Annotated in this window: 11 protein-coding genes and 1 pseudogene; 4 read left to right on the top strand and 8 right to left on the bottom strand. The window is 72.9% G+C overall.

The features are described 5' to 3' along the window. The first annotated feature begins 79 nt into the window (after positions 1 to 79). On the top strand, positions 80 to 1,006 hold the full coding sequence (locus tag OG550_RS32475) for a lysozyme (RefSeq protein ID WP_327673752.1): 927 nt from the start codon (positions 80 to 82) through the stop codon (positions 1,004 to 1,006). A 69-nt stretch (positions 1,007 to 1,075) separates the two neighbouring features. Here OG550_RS32475 and OG550_RS32470 read toward each other — a convergent pair whose 3' ends face one another. From OG550_RS32470 to OG550_RS32455, 4 genes and pseudogenes are all read right to left on the bottom strand, one after another. Further along, a complete protein-coding gene (locus OG550_RS32470) occupies positions 1,076 to 2,959 on the bottom strand; it encodes a DUF1906 domain-containing protein (protein WP_327673754.1) in 1,884 nt (627 codons plus the stop codon). A 256-nt stretch (positions 2,960 to 3,215) separates the two neighbouring features. Beyond that, the gene (locus tag OG550_RS32465; RefSeq protein ID WP_327673756.1) at positions 3,216 to 4,475 is read right to left on the bottom strand and encodes a M23 family metallopeptidase; all 1,260 of its coding nucleotides are present in this window, start codon (positions 4,473 to 4,475) and stop codon (positions 3,216 to 3,218) included. Between the two features lie 416 nt (positions 4,476 to 4,891). Continuing rightward, positions 4,892 to 5,947: an MBL fold metallo-hydrolase gene (locus tag OG550_RS32460; RefSeq protein WP_327673758.1), complete on the bottom strand. Its 1,056-nt coding sequence runs from the start codon at positions 5,945 to 5,947 to the stop codon at positions 4,892 to 4,894. An 82-nt stretch (positions 5,948 to 6,029) separates the two neighbouring features. After that, positions 6,030 to 7,649 (bottom strand): annotated as a pseudogene (locus OG550_RS32455) (phosphoenolpyruvate carboxylase); the annotation flags it as partial. Here OG550_RS32455 and OG550_RS32450 point away from each other — a divergent pair. Both OG550_RS32450 and OG550_RS32445 read left to right on the top strand, forming a co-directional pair. Next, positions 7,530 to 8,963 (top strand): APC family permease, encoded by a 1,434-nt coding sequence (locus tag OG550_RS32450; RefSeq protein WP_442906198.1) that lies wholly within the window; start codon positions 7,530 to 7,532, stop codon positions 8,961 to 8,963. The pseudogene OG550_RS32455 and the gene OG550_RS32450 overlap by 120 nt on opposite strands. Continuing rightward, the gene (locus tag OG550_RS32445; RefSeq protein WP_327683608.1) at positions 8,960 to 10,603 is read left to right on the top strand and encodes an amidohydrolase; all 1,644 of its coding nucleotides are present in this window, start codon (positions 8,960 to 8,962) and stop codon (positions 10,601 to 10,603) included. The genes OG550_RS32450 and OG550_RS32445 overlap by 4 nt, the downstream gene beginning before the upstream one ends. Positions 10,604 to 10,727: 124 nt before the next feature. On the opposite strand, the gene OG550_RS32440 is transcribed toward OG550_RS32445, so the two are convergent. The 4 genes from OG550_RS32440 to OG550_RS32425 form a co-directional block, all read right to left on the bottom strand. After that, positions 10,728 to 11,951 carry a DEAD/DEAH box helicase gene (locus OG550_RS32440; RefSeq protein WP_327683607.1) on the bottom strand — a complete coding sequence of 408 codons (1,224 nt, stop codon included), beginning with the start codon at positions 11,949 to 11,951 and terminating at the stop codon, positions 10,728 to 10,730. A 315-nt stretch (positions 11,952 to 12,266) separates the two neighbouring features. After that, positions 12,267 to 12,470, bottom strand: coding sequence for a cold-shock protein (locus OG550_RS32435; RefSeq protein ID WP_042388274.1), 204 nt, complete (start codon positions 12,468 to 12,470; stop codon positions 12,267 to 12,269). Between the two features lie 338 nt (positions 12,471 to 12,808). Further along, complete coding sequence (glmS, locus tag OG550_RS32430) at positions 12,809 to 14,635, bottom strand: glutamine--fructose-6-phosphate transaminase (isomerizing) (RefSeq protein WP_327683603.1); 1,827 nt, start codon at positions 14,633 to 14,635, stop codon at positions 12,809 to 12,811. A gap of 77 nt (positions 14,636 to 14,712) precedes the next feature. Then, on the bottom strand, positions 14,713 to 14,997 hold the full coding sequence (locus tag OG550_RS32425) for a hypothetical protein (protein WP_327683601.1): 285 nt from the start codon (positions 14,995 to 14,997) through the stop codon (positions 14,713 to 14,715). A gap of 317 nt (positions 14,998 to 15,314) precedes the next feature. On the opposite strand from OG550_RS32425, the gene asnB reads away from it, so the two are divergent. Further along, a complete protein-coding gene (asnB, locus tag OG550_RS32420; protein ID WP_327683599.1) occupies positions 15,315 to 17,165 on the top strand; it encodes an asparagine synthase (glutamine-hydrolyzing) in 1,851 nt (616 codons plus the stop codon). Positions 17,166 to 17,343: the final 178 nt, after the last annotated feature.

Below are 17,343 nucleotides of genomic sequence, written 5' to 3'. Positions count from 1 at the left end.
GGCTACCCTGCTCCCGGCCGGGATCCCTACCGGCCGGTACCGCACTCACACGCCGTCAGCACGGACCAGAGGAGTGTTCATGCCCAGCACTTCCCGCTCCGCCCGCTCCACCGGCACCAACCGAAGCCCGAAACCCCGCAGGCTCGCCGTCCTCGCCGCCCTGGCCACTGCGGCCGCCCTGACCGCCGGAGTCTCCGCGCCGGCCCACGCGGCCGAACCGGCCCCCACCGCCGCTCCTGCCACCACCCCCGACGGCTCGGCCGGCGCGGAACGGCAGGGCGGCCTGCCCCCGATCCACCCGGAGCGCGACTTCGCCGGCTCCACCGTCGCCGCGCACGAGGGGAGAGCCGACACCCCCGCCCTCGCCTCCCTGACCGCCACCCAGACCCCGGGGCTCGACGTCGCCAGCTACCAGGGCAACGTCGACTGGGCTTCGGTGGCCGGCAACGGCGCCCGCTTCGCCTACGTGAAGGCCACCGAGGGCACCACGTACCGAAACCCGTACTTCGCCCAGCAGTACAACGGCTCCTACAACGCCGGCCTGATCCGCGGCGCCTACCACTTCGCCCTGCCCGACCGGTCGTCCGGCACCGCCCAGGCCAACTGGTTCGTCGACCACGGCGGCGGCTGGTCGCGCGACGGCAGGACCCTCCCGCCCGCGCTCGACATCGAGTACAACCCTTACGGCGCCACCTGCTTCGGCCTCTCGCAGAGCGCCATGGTCAGCTGGATCCGCGCCTTCAGCAACACCGTCCGCTCCCGCACCGGCCGCTACCCCACCATCTACACGACGACCGGCTGGTGGGCGACCTGCACCGGCAACAACTCCTCCTTCGGCGCCACCAACCCCCTCTGGATCGCCCGCTACGCCTCCGCCGTCGGTACCCTCCCGAACGGCTGGACGTACCAGACCTTCTGGCAGTACGCCGACTCGGGCACCTTCCCCGGAGACCAGAACCTCTTCAACGGCGCCTACGACCGCCTCAAGGCGCTCGCCAACGGCTGACGCGCCGGGGGCCGGGCTGAGAAGAAACGTTTCCCCTCAGCCCGGCCCCGCCAGGTCAGGCGCGCTCGGTCACCAGGTGCCGGTGATGGGGGTGTCGCCGGGGTTGCCGAACCTCACCCCGTACGCCACCGCACTCGAATCGTGCGCCGCACCGAAGAACTCAGCCGTCGCCGAACGGTAGACACCCACCTCGTCGGAGCCGTCACCGTCCCAGTCCCCCACGATCGGCTGCTCGTCATGGTTGCCGAACGCCACATAGTGATCCACGTGCGCACCCGACACCGCGTCCGTCAGATAGAAACTCGCCTCACTCGGACGGTAGACCCCGATCGTGTCCCGACCATCACCGTTCCAGTCACCCACCAACGGCACATCACCGGCCACACCCATCCGCTGAGTCCCCACCACATTCAGATTGTCATCGGTCCACGCGAAATCCTGCGTCGCCGGCTGGTACACCGCGATCGTGTCCCGACCGTCCCCGTTCCAGTCACCCACCAACGGCACATCACCCGGATTCCCCAAACCCCCCGCAACCGCCACCGAACCATTGTCGTTCGACAGGTAGAAATACGCCGAACCCGGACGATAGACACCGAACGTGTCCCGACCGTCCCCGTTCCAGTCACCCACCAACGGCACATCACCCGCCGCCCCGAACACCGACGAACCCACCGTGTTCCCCACCCGGTCCGACACCGCGAAGAACGAATCACCCGGCCGGTACACACCCACACCCGTCGGCTTCCCCGACACGGCACCGCCGAGTTGGACGTCCAGGTAGTCCTGGTCGATCTGGAGCGAGTGGCCTCCCCAGCTCTCCGTGATGTTGCCTCGGTACTGGTGGACGCGCTGGTGGTTCGCCCAGGCGCCGGCCGGTATGACCGGCTCGTCGGTGTTCGCCGCGCCGTTCCAGCGCGCGGTGAACAGGACGTCGGGGAGCGCGTAGCCGCTTCCCCGGCTGTTCACCACGTCGGCGATGCCGGAGGACGAGGAGCTGTAGACCGCCGAGCCGTAGCCCCGCTCGTGCAGCCGGGTCGTCCAGGCGGACAGGAAGGAGAGGACCCGGTCCGAGCCGGAGGTGTAGTTCTCCATGTCGTAGTAGAGCAGCGAGCCCTGGCCGAAGCCGAGTTGGGCCGCCTGGTTGACCGCGTCGTCGGCGGCGGCACGGCCCTGGCTGGTGGCGGAGGTGATCTGACCGGCCTGGAGGCCCACGTAGATGGGCAGGAAGCGCCAGCCGTTGGCCGCCTGCCGCTGCACCCAGGACGCGGTGAGGTTGGCCTGCGCGCAATAGCGGTTGCTGCCGCCGATGTAGACGCCGACCGCGCCGTAGGGCGAGTTGGCCTTCCAGGCGTCCATCAGCGCGTTGCCCGGTGCCGTGCAGGCGTCGAAGCCCTTGCCGGTGTGGTTGGTGAGGTCCGCGCCGCTCGCCGTCAGGGCCGCGGTCCGCGCGGCGGGGGCTTCGGCCGCACTCGCTGCGGGCTTCTGCGGAACCGCGCGCGGCAGGCCCGCACGGTCGAGGACGGACCGCACCAGGGCGGGGTCCTCGGCGTAGGTGGCCGTGACCTTGAGGCCGGAGAAGCGGCTGACGATCTCGTGGCTGACGTCGCGCAGTTCGGTCCCCCAGTCCGCGGGGCCGGCGGCGTCCGGCTGGACGAGCAGCGCCTCGGTCCGGCCCACCAGGCCGGTCGGGCAGTCCTGGGTCTCGCCGGGGGTGCCGAGGTAGACCGCGTGCCGGGCGAAGTGGACGCAGGCGGTCGGGTCGGCCGCCAGGTCGATGACGGGCCAGTCGGCCGGCACGTCGAACCGGTGCCCCTGGTAGGTCACGGGCTTGAGGCCCGAGGCGGAAGGCGCCGCGTGGGCGGCGGTGCCGAGGGCACCGCCGAGCAGTGCGCCGACCGCGGCGACGACGGGGAGCAGGCTCCGTCGTGCCGATCGGAAGGTCGATGACATCGCTGTGGAACTCCTTGAGGGTCGTGTTCGGTCCGGACGGACCGCGAGTGGAGCGTCTGCCGCCCGCCTCCGGTTGCGTGCGGGCGGGCGGCGGCGCCGAATGCCTCGGCGTCAGGCCGGGCGGGTGCCCCGATGCGTACGGGGCGTGGAGCCCGCAGCCGGGGTGAACCCGGCGGCGGGGTCGAACGGCGGGCAGGCGCCTCTGCGAAGTCGCCTACAACCGCGGGTGGAGCGGTGGGTCGTGTGCGGCTCCCGGCTACCAGGTGCCGGTGATGGGGGTGTCGCCGGGGTTGCCGAACCTCACCCCGTACGCCACCGCACTCGAATCGTGCGCCGCACCGAAGAACTCAGCCGTCGCCGAACGGTAGACACCCACCTCGTCGGAGCCGTCACCGTCCCAGTCCCCCACGATCGGCTGCTCGTCGTGGTTGCCGAACGCCACATAGTGATCCACGTGCGCACCCGACACCGCGTCCGTCAGATAGAAACTCGCCTCACTCGGACGGTAGACCCCGATCGTGTCCCGACCATCACCGTTCCAGTCACCCACCAACGGCACATCACCGGCCACACCCATCCGCTGAGTCCCCACCACATTCAGATTGTCATCGGTCCACGCGAAATCCTGCGTCGCCGGCTGGTACACCGCGATCGTGTCCCGACCGTCACCGTTCCAGTCACCCACCAACGGCACATCACCCGGATTCCCCAAACCCCCCGCAACCGCCACCGAACCATTGTCGTTCGACAGGTAGAAATACGCCGAACCCGGACGATAGACACCGAACGTGTCCTGACCGTCCCCGTTCCAGTCACCCACCAACGGCACATCACCCGCCGCCCCGAACACCGACGAACCCACCGTGTTCCCCACCCGGTCCGACACCGCGAAGAACGAATCACCCGGCCGGTACACACCCACACCCGTCGGCTTCCCCGACACGGCGCAGTTGCGGCTGGTGAAATCCCTTGTGGAGCCGTTGAAGCCGACTCCGTCGAAGGTGGCCTGCTGGCCGACTCCGTTCAGTGTCTCCTCGAAGTGGAGGTGCGGGCCGGTCGAGTTGCCGGTGTTGCCGAGACGGCCGACGACCTGGCCCGCGTTCACGTGCACGCCCACCGAGACGTCGAGGGCGGAGAGGTGTGCGTAGTGCGTGGTCCAGCCGCCACCGTGGTTGATCCGGACGTGTGTTCCGGCCCATGAGCTGCCTGCTTCGGCGACCTCCACGGTGCCCGCGGCGCTGGCGGTGACGGGGCGGCCGTAGTCGTCGCCCGGGTAGTGGTTGAGGTCGACCGAGCCGTTCGGGTTGTGGCCGGCGTAGGTGCTGGCGGTCCACGTCTCCCCGCAGGGGACGGGGAGTTGGAAGTCGGGCCGGCCGGCCGCATGAGCCGGCGGAACGGCGAGCAGGGACAGTGCGATCGTGGCCATCACGGTCAAGCCGGTCAATCGTGCCTTGAGCATGTGGAGCCCCCCTCGGAAGGTGCCGACTGTCGCGCGGCTCCGGACGCCGCGCGACACGGACACCGGACACGGGACGGCACGGCGCGGCGGAGGACGGCCGCGCCGCCCCCGCCATCGCTTCCGCCGCCCCCGCCGGCGGAACAAGGCCTCGCAAAAGCGTCGGAGAGGCCTCGATTTTGCGGCGATCCCCTTTGCCGCTCCTCGACAGTAGAGGATGCTCCTTCGCTTTCCAAGAGCTCCCGAGCGGGAAAGTAAGTCCCCGAACGGACCGCCGGACAAAGGAAATCATCACGGAAAATCAGACCTGACGTGCCATCAGCCCTAAGATCGCCGAATACGGTCCATGCGCCCCAGGGGCGGTCGAATGCGACGAACCCGGTTCGACCCCGAACAGACGGAACGCGGCCCCGCCCCCGGGAGGGGTAGGGGCCGCGTCGGGTTCGGGCGGGGGCGGGGCGGGTGGGACGGGCCGGTCAGGGCAGGTTGAGCGGGGCGGGCAGGCGGGGGCCGGTGGGGACGGGGCGCCACCGGAGGGTGCCGTCCCGGTCGGCGACGACGCGGCCGAAGGGCTGGTCGCCGAAGTGGAAGGCGAAGCCGAGGGTGCGCGGGGCACGGAGCTCGGCCAGGAGGGTGCGGCGGGCCCGCAGGACGGCGGCCGCGTCGGTGTCCGGGCCTGAGGGCCAGGCCGGGTTGGCGATCTGGGCCGGGGTGTGGAAGGCGTCGCCGAAGACGACCAGGCGGTGGCCTCCCGGGTCGGTGACGACGTACGAGGTGTGCCCCGGGCTGTGTCCGGGGGTGATCAGGGCGGTGACGCCGGGCCAGATCTCGGCGCCGTCGTCGAAGGGCTGGAGGACCCGGGACATCGGCACCATGAAGGAGTCCCAGGACGGCGCTCCGACCTCGATCTCGCCGCGCCAGAACGGTTCCCATTCGGCACCGGCCACCCGGTAGGCCGCGCGTGGGAACGCCTTGTGCAGGACGTGGTCGCGGCCGGGGCGGAAGCCGAGCCCGGTGTGGTCGGTGTGCAGGTGGGTGAAGGCGACGGTGTCGACGGACCCTGGGGACACCCGTAGGGCACGGAGGGTGTCCAGCAGGGCGCCGCCGCGGGAGCGGCCGAGGGCCGGGGAGAGGACGTTGGCGCCGAGGCCGACGTCGATCAGCAGGCGTCGGCCTCCGCGTTCGACGAGGACGCCGCCGGCCGACGCGGCGATCCGGCCGCCGGGGGTGAGCGCCTCGGGGTGGTCGCGCCAGTACGCGGGCGGGACGGCGGGGAGGAAGCCCGCCGGGTCGAGTTCCATGGCGCCGTCGACGACGTAGGTGACCCGGGTGTCGCCGAGGTCGAGCGAACGGACCGCGGACTGCTCGTTGAGCCGTCCGAGCCGTGGCAGGCGCGGACGGGCGGCGGCCGCGCGGGGCGCGCCCGCGGTGAGAACGCCGGCCGCGGCGGCGGCGGAGGCCGTGGCGCCGAGGGCGGTGCGCAGCAGGGTGCGGCGTGAAGTGCCTTTGGCGCGTGGGGTGTTGGCGGTCATGGTCGGGAACTCCCGTGGGGATCGGCCTGCCTGGGATCGGCCTATGTGGGGATCGGCCTGTGTGGGATCGGCGGGGCGGGGATCAGCCGGTGTTGCGCAGGCCGGCGGCGATGCCGTTGACGGTGAGGAGCAGGGCGCGGGCGAGCAGCGGGTCGGGCTCGGCGGAGGCGGCGGCCGCGGCGCGGCGTCGTTCGAGCAGGGCGACCTGGAGGTAGGAGATCGGGTCGAGGTAGGCGTCACGCAGGGCCAGGGTCTGTTTCAACCCGGGCTGATGGTCGAGGAGTTCGCATTCACCGGTGACCCGGAGCACCTCGGTGAGGGTGCGGTCGTGCTCGGTGCGGATGGTGTCGAACACGTGGGTGAGGTGCGGTGGGACCAGCGTGTCGACGTAGTGGCGGGCGATCCGCAGGTCGGTCTTGGCCAGCGTCATGGCGACGTTGGACAGGAAGTTGCGGAAGAAGTGCCACTGGCCGTACATCTCGTCCAGGACGTCGCCGAGTCCGGCCTCGCGGGCGGCGGCGAGGCCCGCGCCGACCCCGTACCAGCCGGGGACGATCTGGCGGGACTGGGTCCAGCCGAACACCCACGGGATGGCGCGCAGGCCGTCGAGCCCGGCGCCCGAGTCGGGGCGGCGGGACGGGCGCGAGCCCAGGTGGAGTTCGGCGAGCTGGTCGACCGGGGTGGCCGCGAAGAAGTACGCGGGCAGGTCGGGGTGGTCGACGAGTCGGCGGTAGGCGGCGTGGGCGGCCTCGGAGACGACCTCCATCGCGGCGTCCCAGCGGGCCAGCTGCTCGGCGGACTGGCGGGGTGCGGTGTGCAGTGCGGTCGCCTGGAGGCTTGCGGCGACGGCGAGTTCGAGGTTCTCCCTGGCGAGCGAGGGCAGCAGGTACTTGTCGGAGATGACCTCGCCCTGCTCGGTGACCTTGATCTCGCCCTCCAGGGTGCCCCAGGGCTGGGCGAGGATCGCGTCGTGGGACGGGCCGCCGCCGCGGCCGACGGTGCCGCCGCGGCCGTGGAAGAGCCGCAGCCGGACGCCGTGCCGGTGGGCGACGTCGCGCAGCCGGCGCTGGGCGCGGTGGATCTCCCACTGGGAGGTGGTGATGCCGCCGAACTTGGAGGAGTCGGAGTAGCCGAGCATGACCTCCTGGACGTCGCCGCGCAGGGCGACCAGCCGGCGGTAGGAGGGGTCGGCGAGCAGTTCCTCCAGGATGTGGCCGGCGGCGCGCAGTTCGTCGGTGGTCTCCAGCAGCGGCACGATGCCGATCCCGGCGACCCCGGCGTGCAGGTCGACCAGTCCGGCCTCGCGGGCCAGCACGGTGGCGGCGAGGACGTCGTCGGCGCCCTGGCACATGGAGACGATGTAGGACTCGACGACCTCGGGGCCGAAGGTGTCCAGGGCGCGGCGGACGGTGTGGAAGACCTCAAGGGTGCGGGTGGCGGCGGTGTCGAGGGGGGCGGGTCCGAGCAGTCGGCGTGAGGTCAACTCCTTGGCGAGCAGGCGCTGCCGGTAGTCGCGCGGCATGTCGGCGTAGCGCCAGGACTCCTCGTCGAGGCGGTCGACCAGGAGTCCGACGGCGTGGTGGTGGGCGTCGGCGTGCTCGCGGACGTCCATGGTGGCGAGTCGGAGGCCGAAGGCGGCGAGGGTCCGGATGGTGCGGGCGAGCCGGCCGTCCGCGAGCAGGGTGCCGCGGTGCTCTCGCTCGGGGTCGGCCTCTGCTACGCGGAGCTCGGCACCCTGGTGCCCAGCGCGGGCGGCGAGTACTCGATCGTCGGGCAGGTGCTCGGACGGCTGGCCGGCTGGCTGGTCTTCGTGATCTCGATCGTCTCGCTGCTGGTGATCCCGCCGATCATCGCGCTCGGCACCGCCGGCTACCTGGGCTCCGTCCTCACCATGGACCCGGCCGTCGCCGGCGCCCTGGTGATGTGCGTGGCGGTCGCCGTCGGCGTCCTGGACATCAAGTCGAACGCCCTGATCACCGGCGTCTTCCTCGGGCTGGAGGTGCTCGCCGCGGCGGTCGTCACCGTGCTGGGCCTGACCCACGTCCGCCAGCCGGTGTCGACCCTGGTGCACGCGGTCGTCCCGGACGGGCAGGGCGGCACCTCGCCGTTCACCGCGGGCCTGCTGATCTCGGGGCTGGCCGTCGCGATCTTCACCTACAACGGGTTCGGCACCGCCGTGTACCTCTCCGAGGACCTCCGCGACCCGCGCCGTTCGGTCGCCCGGACGGTGCTCTGGTCCCTGCTGGCCGGAGTCCTGGTGATCACCCTGCCGGTCGTCGCGATCTGCCTGGGCGTGGCCTCGCCCGACCAGCTGGCGGCGGGCGACCTCGTCGCCGTCGTCGACGACTGGGCCGGCAGCGGCGTCGGCACCTTCGTGAGCCTCTGCATCGCCGCCGCCATCCTCAACGCCGTCATCGTGATGGTGATCCAGAACGGCCGGGTGCTCTACGCCTCGGCCCGCGACCGCACCTGGCCCGCCCCGGTCAACCGCGCGCTCGGCACCCTGCACCCGCGCTGGGGCTCGCCCTGGGTCGCCACCCTGGCCATCGGCCTGCCCGGCGCGGTGCTGGCACTGACCGTGCCGATCGACGCGCTGCTCGGCTTCACGGGCGTGGTGGTCGCCGTGATCTACCTGCTGCTCGGCATCGCCGCGCTCGCCGCCCGGCGCGGCCGCCACCGCTCCACCGACGCCTGGCGGATGCCGCTCTGGCCGCTCGCGCCCGTCCTCACCACCGTGGTCCTGGGCTACACCCTCACCCAGCAGTCCGTGCGCGACCTGCTGATCACCCTCGCCGTGGTGGCGGCCGGCGTCCTCTACTGGTTCGCCTACCTGCGCCCGCGCAGCGCCACCCACTGGGTGCTCAGCCTCCCCGAGGACCAGTCGCCCGCGGACCGGTCGCCCCAGGCCCGGCCCGCCGGCCCCCCGCTCACCCGCACCCCCGCCCCCGCCGCCGCGACCGCCGCGGGCGGCACCACCGGCACCAGCACCAGCACCAGCACCCCGGAGCACCCGTGAACCACCCCGCCGAACTGATCGTCCACAACGCCCACGTCCACACCGTCGACGACCGGCGTCCCCGCGCCGAGGCCGTCGCCGTCCGGGACGGGCGGATCGTCTGGGTCGGCGACGGCGACGGCTGGCACGATTTCGCGGGCCCCGGCACCGAGGTGGTCGACGCGCGCGGCCGGCTGCTCGCCCCCGGCTTCATCGACAGCCACAACCACGTCCGGCTCGGCTCCGACGCGGCCTGCGTCCAGCTCGCCGGGGCCGCCGACCTGCCGGAGATCGGCCGCCGGATCGCCGACTGGCTGCGCCGCAACCCCGACGCCGAGTGGATCGAGGCCGAGGCCTTCGACTACTCCGCCATCGGGGGCGGGCGGATGCCCACCGCCGCCGACCTCGACCCGTTCACCGGCGACCGGCCCGCCTTCGTCCTCAGCTACGACGTGCACACCGCCTGGCTGAACACCGCCGCCCTGCGCCGCCTCGGCATCACCGCGCGGACCGGGGAGCTGGCCTTCGGCACCGTCCGCAAGGACCCGGCCACCGGCGAGCCCACCGGGTTCCTCACCGACTTCGCGGTCCGCGGCCTCTCCCGCGACGGCCACCGGGCGCTGCGCGCCGCCGGGGTGCCGTGGGCGGCCCCGGAGCGGCAGTACGGCCGGCTCTGCGCCAGCCTCGACCTGGCGGCCGGGTTCGGCCTGACCACCGTCGTCGAACCGCAGAACTCGCTGGACGACCTGGCCCTGTTCGAGCGGGCCGCCGCGGAGGGCCGGCTGCGGTCCCGCCTGGTCGCCGCGCTCTTCCACCCCCGCGGCACCACCGACGCGGACCTGGCCGAGTTCGCGGCCGCGGCCCGCCGGCACGACACCGACCGGTTCCGGGTCGGCCCGCTGAAGCTGTACATCGACGACGTGGTCGAGCCGCACACCGCCGCCCTTCTGGAGCCGTACGCGGGCCACAGCCACCGCGGCGAGACCTTCTACCCGGCCGAGGAGTTCGCCGGGGTGCTGGCCCGGCTCGACGCGGCCGGCTTCCAGGCCTTCGTGCACGCCACGGGCGACCGGGGCATCCGCACCGTGCTGGACGCCGTCGAGCACGCCCGGCGGGTCAACGGCCCCCGCGACGCCCGGCACCAGGTGGTCCACGTCGAGTGCCTCGACCCGGCCGACGTGCCGCGCTTCGCCGGGCTCGGCGTGGTCGCCTGCATGCAGCCCCGGCACTGCTCCCCCGACATCGCCGGTCCCGGACGCGACTGGGCCGAGGCGGTGGGCGAGCAGCGCTGGTCCAAGGCCTGGCCGATGCGCAGCCTGCGGGACGCGGGCGCGGTGCTGGCGTTCTCCAGCGACTGGAACGTGGCCGAGATGGACCCGCTGGTCGGCCTCTACACGGCGGTCACCCGGCAGGGGCTGGCCGGCGGCGAGGCCTGGGTGCCCGAGGAGACCGTCCCGCTGGCCGACGCGCTGCGCGGCTACACCCTCGGCAGCGCCCACGCCAACTTCCTGGAGGACCGGCTGGGGTCGATCACCCCGGGCAAGCTGGGCGACCTGGTGCTGTTCTCGGAGGACCTCTTCGCCGTGGACCCGAAGGCCTTCCTGGACGCCCGGGTCGACCTGACGGTGGTGGGCGGCGAGGTCGTCCACCGCGCGGGCTGAGGCCGGGGCCTCCGGGGGTGCCCGGAGGCCCGCCCGCCGCAGCCCGGCCCGACCACCCGGCCCGACCACCCCGTAGGAGCGCCCCGTAGAAGCGCCCCGTAGGAACGCCCCGTGGGAGTGACGGTCAGCGACCGCCGGGCCGCCGGACGGCCGAACCCCAGCGGGGCGGCTCGTCGGGGACCGGGTCGGGGACCGTCACCGGTACCGCGCTCGGCGGCCGGGCACCGGTGATCCGGCTGAGCTCCTCGCTGCCGGGCCGCACCTGCGCGCAGGCGGGCGTGACCCCGGCGGCGGTGAGCATCCGGGCGGTGTCCCGGCGCTCGCCGGGCAGCACGAGGGTGACCACGGTGCCCGCGGCGCCGGCCCGGGCGGTCCGGCCGCTGCGGTGCAGGTAGTCCTTGGGGTCGCTCGGCGGATCGATGTTGACGACCAGGTCGAGGCCGTCGACGTGCAGGCCCCGGGCGGCGACGTTGGTGGCGACCAGCGCGGTGACCACGCCCGCGCGGAACTGCTCCAGGGTCCGGGTGCGCTGCGGCTGCGACTTGCCGCTGTGCAGCGCGGCCGCCCGGACGCCGCCGGCCAGCAGGTCCTCGACCGTGCGGTCGGCGGTGTCCCGGGTCTCGGCGAACATGATCGACGCCCCGGCCCGGGAGGCGATGTGGGTGACGGTGGAGCGCTTGTCGGGCTGCCGGACGTACAGGACGTGGTGCTCCATGGTGTCCACCGCGTCGGTCGGCGGATCCACCGCGAAGCTGACCGGGTCCCGGAGGAACCGCTCGGCCAGCCGGTCGACGCCCCCGTCCAGGGTCGCGGAGTAGAGCATGGTCTGGCCGTCGGCGCCGACCCGGTCGAGCAGCTCGGTGACCTCGTGGAGGAATCCCAGCTCGGCCATCCGGTCGGCCTCGTCGACGACGGTGACGGCGACGCCGTCGAGCGCGCAGTCGCCGCGCCGGACCAGGTCGGCCAGCCGGCCGGGGGTGGCCACGGCGACCTCGGCGCCCCGCTTGAGCGCCAGCGCCTGGTGGTGCACCGGCAGGCCTCCCACCAGCGCGGTCAGCCGCAGCCGGGCGGCCAGGGCGTAGGGCCGCAGGTCGTCGCCGACCTGCTGGGCGAGTTCGCGGGTGGGGACGAGGACCAGCGCCACCGGGCGGCCCGGTTCGGCGCAGCGGCCGGCGGTCCGGGCGAGCAGCGGGAGCCCGTAGGCGAGGGTCTTGCCGGAGCCGGTGCGGCCGCGGCCGAGGACGTCCCGGCCGGCCAGTGCGGCCGGGAGGGTCGCCGCCTGGATGGCGGAGGGCTCGGTGATGCCCTGCCGGGTCAGGACCCGGGCGAGCGCGTGCGGCACGCCCATCCGGGCGAACGGGCCGGGCTGCGCCGGTCCGCGCGGCGGCCGGGGCGTGAGCGGGGGTCCGGGGGAGAGCGGGGGACGCGGCGCGGCCGGGGGCCGGGGCGTCGGCGCCGACCGCGGCCGGGGGCCGGCTGCCGGAACCGGCCTCGCGCCGGAGGGTCCCGTGGAGTCCGCCATCGCAGAGCCCTCCTCGTCCTCGTCGCGCTCACGCTCACCGGCGCCGACCGAGCGCCGTCCGGAAATGCCGAAGGGCCTGCACCGAGCGGTAGCGCAGTGCAGGCCCGTGCTGTTCGGCGGAAAGCCGCTCAGCGGGTGGTACTACAGGGGGCGGATGTTCTCGGCCTGCGGGCCCTTCTGGCCCTGCGTGACGTCGAACTCGACCTTCTGGCCCTCAAGCAGCTCACGGAAGCCCTGGGCGTTGATGTTCGAGTAGTGGGCGAAGACGTCCGGGCCGCCACCCTCCTGCTCGATGAAGCCGAAGCCCTTCTCCGCGTTGAACCACTTCACAGTGCCATTAGCCATAAAAATTCTCCTTGAAAGGGCAATTCTCGGAACCCGCACCTCGCAGGTTCCGCGTCGCCGCCAGAGTGCCCACCCGAAGAAGATCCGAGAAAATCCGAAGAAATCCGGGAAAATCAGGGGAAAGAAAAAATGCGCCAGCCGTTACAACCGACAGGCGCACACAAAGTTCATGGGAACCAAAACTGCAACTGACATCGACTGTAGCAGGTCCCGGCGGGAAGCGGCGGTTTTTTCTTCCCGGGGGTGTCGACACGTGTCGACACCCCCGGGGAGCTCCGGCTCCGCGCGGGCCCGCACGGACCCGTACGGGCCCGCGCGGGCCCGCGGTTGCGGGCCCGCTACTCGACCGTCACGCTCTTGGCCAGGTTCCGGGGCCGGTCGACGTCCCGGCCCAGCGCGACCGCGGCGTGGTACGCCAGCAGCTGCAGCGGGATGTTGAGCAGCAGCGGGTCGAGCTCCGGCTCGCTCTTGGGCACCAGGATGCAGTGGTCGGCCAGCTTCGCCTCGGGGCGGCGGTGCGCGACGGCGAGCACCCGGCCGGAGCGGGCCTTGATCTCACCGAGGGTGGTGAGGTTCTTGTCGAGCAGCTCGTCGTCCGGCACCAGGGCGACGGTGGGGAGCTCGGGGCTGATCAGGGCCAGCGGACCGTGCTTGAGCTCGCTCGCGGGGTACGCCTCGGCGTGGACGTAGGAGATCTCCTTGAGCTTCTGCGCCCCCTCCCGCGCCACCGGGAAGCCGCGCACCCGGCCGATGAACATCATGCCCTCGGACTCGGCGTACTCGGCGGCGAGCTCGGCGATGGCGTCGCTCTGGGCGAGGACCTCGCGGATCTGGTCGGGGAGCGCCTTGAGGGCGGTGACGATGCGGCGGCCGTCGGCGGGCGAGAGGTCGTGGATCCGGCCGAAGTGCAGGGCGATCAGGGCGAAGGCGACCACCGTGGAGGTGAACGCCTTGGTCGAGGCCACCGAGATCTCCGGGCCGGCGTGCAGGTAGATGCCGCCGTCGCAGGCGCGGGCGATGGCGCTGCCGACGGTGTTGACGACGCCCAGCACCCGGCCGCCCTTGCGCTTGACCTCCTGGACGGCGGCGAGCGTGTCGTAGGTCTCACCGGACTGGCTGACCGCGATGTAGAGGGTGTCGGCCTCGATGACCGGGTTGCGGTAGCGGAACTCGGAGGCGGGCTCGCTGTGGGCGGGGATCCGGGCGAGCTCCTCGATCAGCTGGGCGCCCATCTCGCCGGCGTAGTAGGCGGAGCCGCAGCCGAGGATCTTGACCCGGCGGATCTCGCGCAGCTCCCGGGCGTCGAGGTTGAGGCCGCCGAGGTGGGCGGTGGCGAACCGCTCGTCGAGCCGGCCGCTGAGGGTGCGCTCGACCGTGCCGGGCTGCTCGTGGATCTCCTTGAGCAGGTAGTGCGCGAAGCCGCCGGTGTCGTAGGAGTCGATCTCCCAGTCGACGGTGGACGGCTGGCGGTGGGTGGTGCGGGCGTCCTCGGTGAAGGTGCGGAAGCCGTCGGCCCGGACGGTCGCCAGCTCGCCGTCCTCCAGGTGGACGACCTGGCGGGTGTAGCGGACGAGGGCCGAGACGTCGGAGGCCGCGAACATCTCCTTCTCGCCGATGCCGAGCACGATCGGGCTGCCGTTGCGGGCGACCACGATCCGGTCGGGCTGCTCGGCGTCGAGGACGGCGATGCCGTAGGTGCCGACGACCATGCCGAGGGCGGCGCGGACGGCCTCCTCCAGCTCCACGCCCTGGGCGGCGTGCGCGGCGATCAGGTGGGCGAGCACCTCGGTGTCGGTCTCGGAGCGGAAGACGGCGCCGTCCGCGGCGAGCTTGGCCCGCAGCTCGTCGGCGTTCTCGATGATGCCGTTGTGGACGACGGCGATCCGCTCGGCGTTGTCCAGGTGCGGGTGGGCGTTGGCGTCGCTCGGCACGCCGTGGGTGGCCCAGCGGGTGTGGCCGATGCCGGTGGAGCCCTTGAAGCGGGCCGGGACGGCGGCGGCGAGGTCGGCGACCCGGCCCTTGACCTTGCGGACCTTGAGCCCGCCGGTGCGCCCGGAGACGGCGACGCCGGCCGAGTCGTAGCCGCGGTACTCCAGCCGGGCGAGGCCCTCCAGCAGGAAGGGGGTCGCATCCTTGGGGCCGATGTAGGCCACGATTCCGCACATGGGGTGGACTCCTTGAACGCGGTGGGCAGAGCGGTGGACGGGGAAGCGGCCGCGGGCGGCCCGGAGGGTGGAGCCGGTCAGCCGTAGACGATCCGGCGCAGCTGCCGGGCGGAGAGCCCGGGAGCCGCGACGCGACGGGCGGGGAGCTCCTCGGCGAGCCGGGCGAAGATCCTCTCGTTGGTCAGGCCGCGTGCCTGCAGCTCGCCGTGGCGGCGGCGGACGTACTCCTCGGTGGTCTCGGAGAAGTAGGCCAGCACCTCCGCCACCACCCGCGCCGCCTCGCGGGGCCCGAGCGGGCTGGTCCGGGTGAGGTGGGCGAGCAGGTCTTCGTGAGGGTGCGAGGGACCGGGTGAGCTGGACACGAGTGGGGAGCCTAGGCCGCGTCCGGCGCCGAGATCAAAGATCCTGCCCGAATTCGGGCAGGCTTCGCGCATTCGAAGGACGTCCCGCCTGATTCGGGCACGGATCCGTCCGTCGAACACCCGCTCCCACCGGCGGCCGGGAAAACCGCCGGACGACCGGGCGGACGGGCCGCGGAAGGCGCCGGGCCCCGCCGACACGCCCTTGTAGGGATACGCACCACCACGTAGCGTGATTCCCCGCCTACGCATCGGGGGAGACGGATCACGACACCGGATTCGTCTCGGAGATTCGTGTCGGAAGAACCGGAGGCTTGCTGATGTGCGGGATCACCGGATGGGTCGCCTACGACCGCGACCTCACCCTCGAACGCCCAGTGCTCGACGCGATGACCGCCACCCAGGTCTGCCGCGGCCCGGACGCCGGCGGGCTCCACCTGGAGCGGCACGCCGCGCTCGGCCACCGCCGCCTCGCCGTGATCGACGTCGAGGGCGGCGTCCAGCCGATGACCGTCGAGCACGACGGCCGGACGCTCGCCGCCCTCACCTACAGCGGCGAGGTGTACAACCACCGCGAACTGCGCGCCGAGCTGGAGGCCGCCGGCCACCGCTTCCGCACCCGCAGCGACACCGAGGTGGTGCTGCACGCCTACCTGGAGTGGGGCGAGCACCTCGCCGAGCGGCTCAACGGCATGTTCGCCTTCGCGGTGTGGGACGCCCGCAGCGAGGAACTGCTGCTGGTCCGCGACCGGATGGGCGTCAAGCCTCTGCACTACCACCCCACCCCGGACGGCGTGGTCTTCGGCTCCGAGCCGAAGGCCCTGCTCGCCCACCCGGACGTGCCCGCGGTGGTCGACCTGGACGGGCTGCGCGAGCTGCTGGCCCTGGCCAGGACCCCGGGCCTCACCCCGTACCGGGGCATCGCCGAGGTCCGGCCCGGCCACGTGGTCCGGGTGCGCCGCACCGGCGTCACCGTCCGCCGCTACTGGGCACTGGAGGCGCGCGAGCACACCCAGGACCTCGCCACCACCGTCGCCACCGTCCGGGCCCTGCTCGACGACATCGTCCACCGCCAGCTGGACGCCGACGTGCCGCTCTGCTCGCTGCTCTCCGGCGGCCTCGACTCCAGCGCCGTCACCGCGCTGGCCGCCAAGGCCCTGCGCGCGGCGGGCGCCGGCCCGGTCCGCTCCTTCGCGGTCGACTTCGCCGGGCAGAGCGAGCACTTCCACCCGGACGCGGTCCGCTCCACGCCGGACGGCCCGTACGCCGCACTGCTCGCCCGGTACGTGGGCGCCGACCACCGGGTGATCGAGCTGGACAGCACCGCCCTCACCGACCGGGCGCACCGGATCGCCGCGCTGCGCGCCCGGGACCTGCCGGGCGGCTTCGGCGACATGGACACCTCCCTGCTGCTCCTCTTCAAGGGGGTGCGCCTGCAGTCGACGGTGGCGCTGTCCGGCGAGTCGGCGGACGAGCTGTTCGGCGGCTACAGCTGGTTCCACGACCCGAAGGCCGTGAACGCCGACGACTTCCCCTGGGCGGCCTCGCTGACCGGGCTCGGCGGGGCGGGCGCGGGCCCGCGCGAACAGCTGCTGGACCGGGGGCTGCTCGGCAAGCTCGACCTGGCCGGCTACCGGCACGCCCGGTACCGGGAGGCGCTCGCCGAAGTCCCGCACCTGCCGGACGCCGACCCGTTCGAGCGGCGGATGCGGGAGATCTCGTACCTCAACCTGACCCGGTTCGTCTGCATCCTGCTGGACCGCAAGGACCGGATGAGCATGGCCACCGGGCTGGAGGTGCGGGTCCCGTTCTGCGACCACCGGCTGGTGCAGTACGTCTTCAACACGCCCTGGTCGATGAAGAACTTCGACGGCCGGGAGAAGAGCCTGCTGCGCGCCGCCGTCCGGAACGTCCTGCCGGCCGAGATCGCCGACCGGATGAAGGCCCCCTACCCGAGCGTCCAGGACCCGCACTACCCGGAGATGCTCCGCAGCGAGCTCGCCGAGCTGACCGCCTCCCCCGGCGCCCCGGTGCTCGACCTCCTGGACCGGCGGGGACTGGCCGACGCGCTCGCGCCGGACACGGACCCGCAGTCGGTCCGGCTCTCCGTCGACCTGGCGCTCGACCTCAACGCCTGGCTGACGGAGTACCAGGTCTCACTGGAGCTCTGACCCCCCGTCGGTTCCCCCGGACGGCGCACCGCGCCCGCTGCGCCGTCCGGCCGCCGACCGCCCCCGAAACGGCCGGTGACCGGGGCCATCCCGCCTCGTTGACCGGTCAGGACGTGCGGTAGCGTCGCCGACACCTCCCGAATGGCGGTCGAAAACGCGGAATCCCACGCCCGTGCCG

Source organism: Kitasatospora sp. NBC_00458 (assembly GCF_036013975.1).
Classification (GTDB): domain Bacteria; phylum Actinomycetota; class Actinomycetes; order Streptomycetales; family Streptomycetaceae; genus Kitasatospora.
The sequence above is the reverse complement of the archived record's forward strand: the minus strand, read 5'-3'. Positions and strand labels throughout refer to the sequence as shown.

Bases quoted from the DNA above. Each gene is read 5' to 3' on its own strand.
- OG550_RS32470 (WP_327673754.1), bottom strand. From the start codon at position 2,959: ATGTCATCGACCTTCCGATCGGCACGACGGAGCCTGCTCCCCGTCGTC.
- glmS (WP_327683603.1), bottom strand. From the start codon at position 14,635: ATGTGCGGAATCGTGGCCTACATCGGCCCCAAGGATGCGACCCCCTTC.
- OG550_RS32435 (WP_042388274.1), bottom strand. From the start codon at position 12,470: ATGGCTAATGGCACTGTGAAGTGGTTCAACGCGGAGAAGGGCTTCGGC.
- asnB (WP_327683599.1), top strand. From the start codon at position 15,315: ATGTGCGGGATCACCGGATGGGTCGCCTACGACCGCGACCTCACCCTC.
- OG550_RS32460 (WP_327673758.1), bottom strand. From the start codon at position 5,947: ATGACCGCCAACACCCCACGCGCCAAAGGCACTTCACGCCGCACCCTG.
- OG550_RS32440 (WP_327683607.1), bottom strand. From the start codon at position 11,951: ATGGGCGTGCCGCACGCGCTCGCCCGGGTCCTGACCCGGCAGGGCATC.
- OG550_RS32475 (WP_327673752.1), top strand. From the start codon at position 80: ATGCCCAGCACTTCCCGCTCCGCCCGCTCCACCGGCACCAACCGAAGC.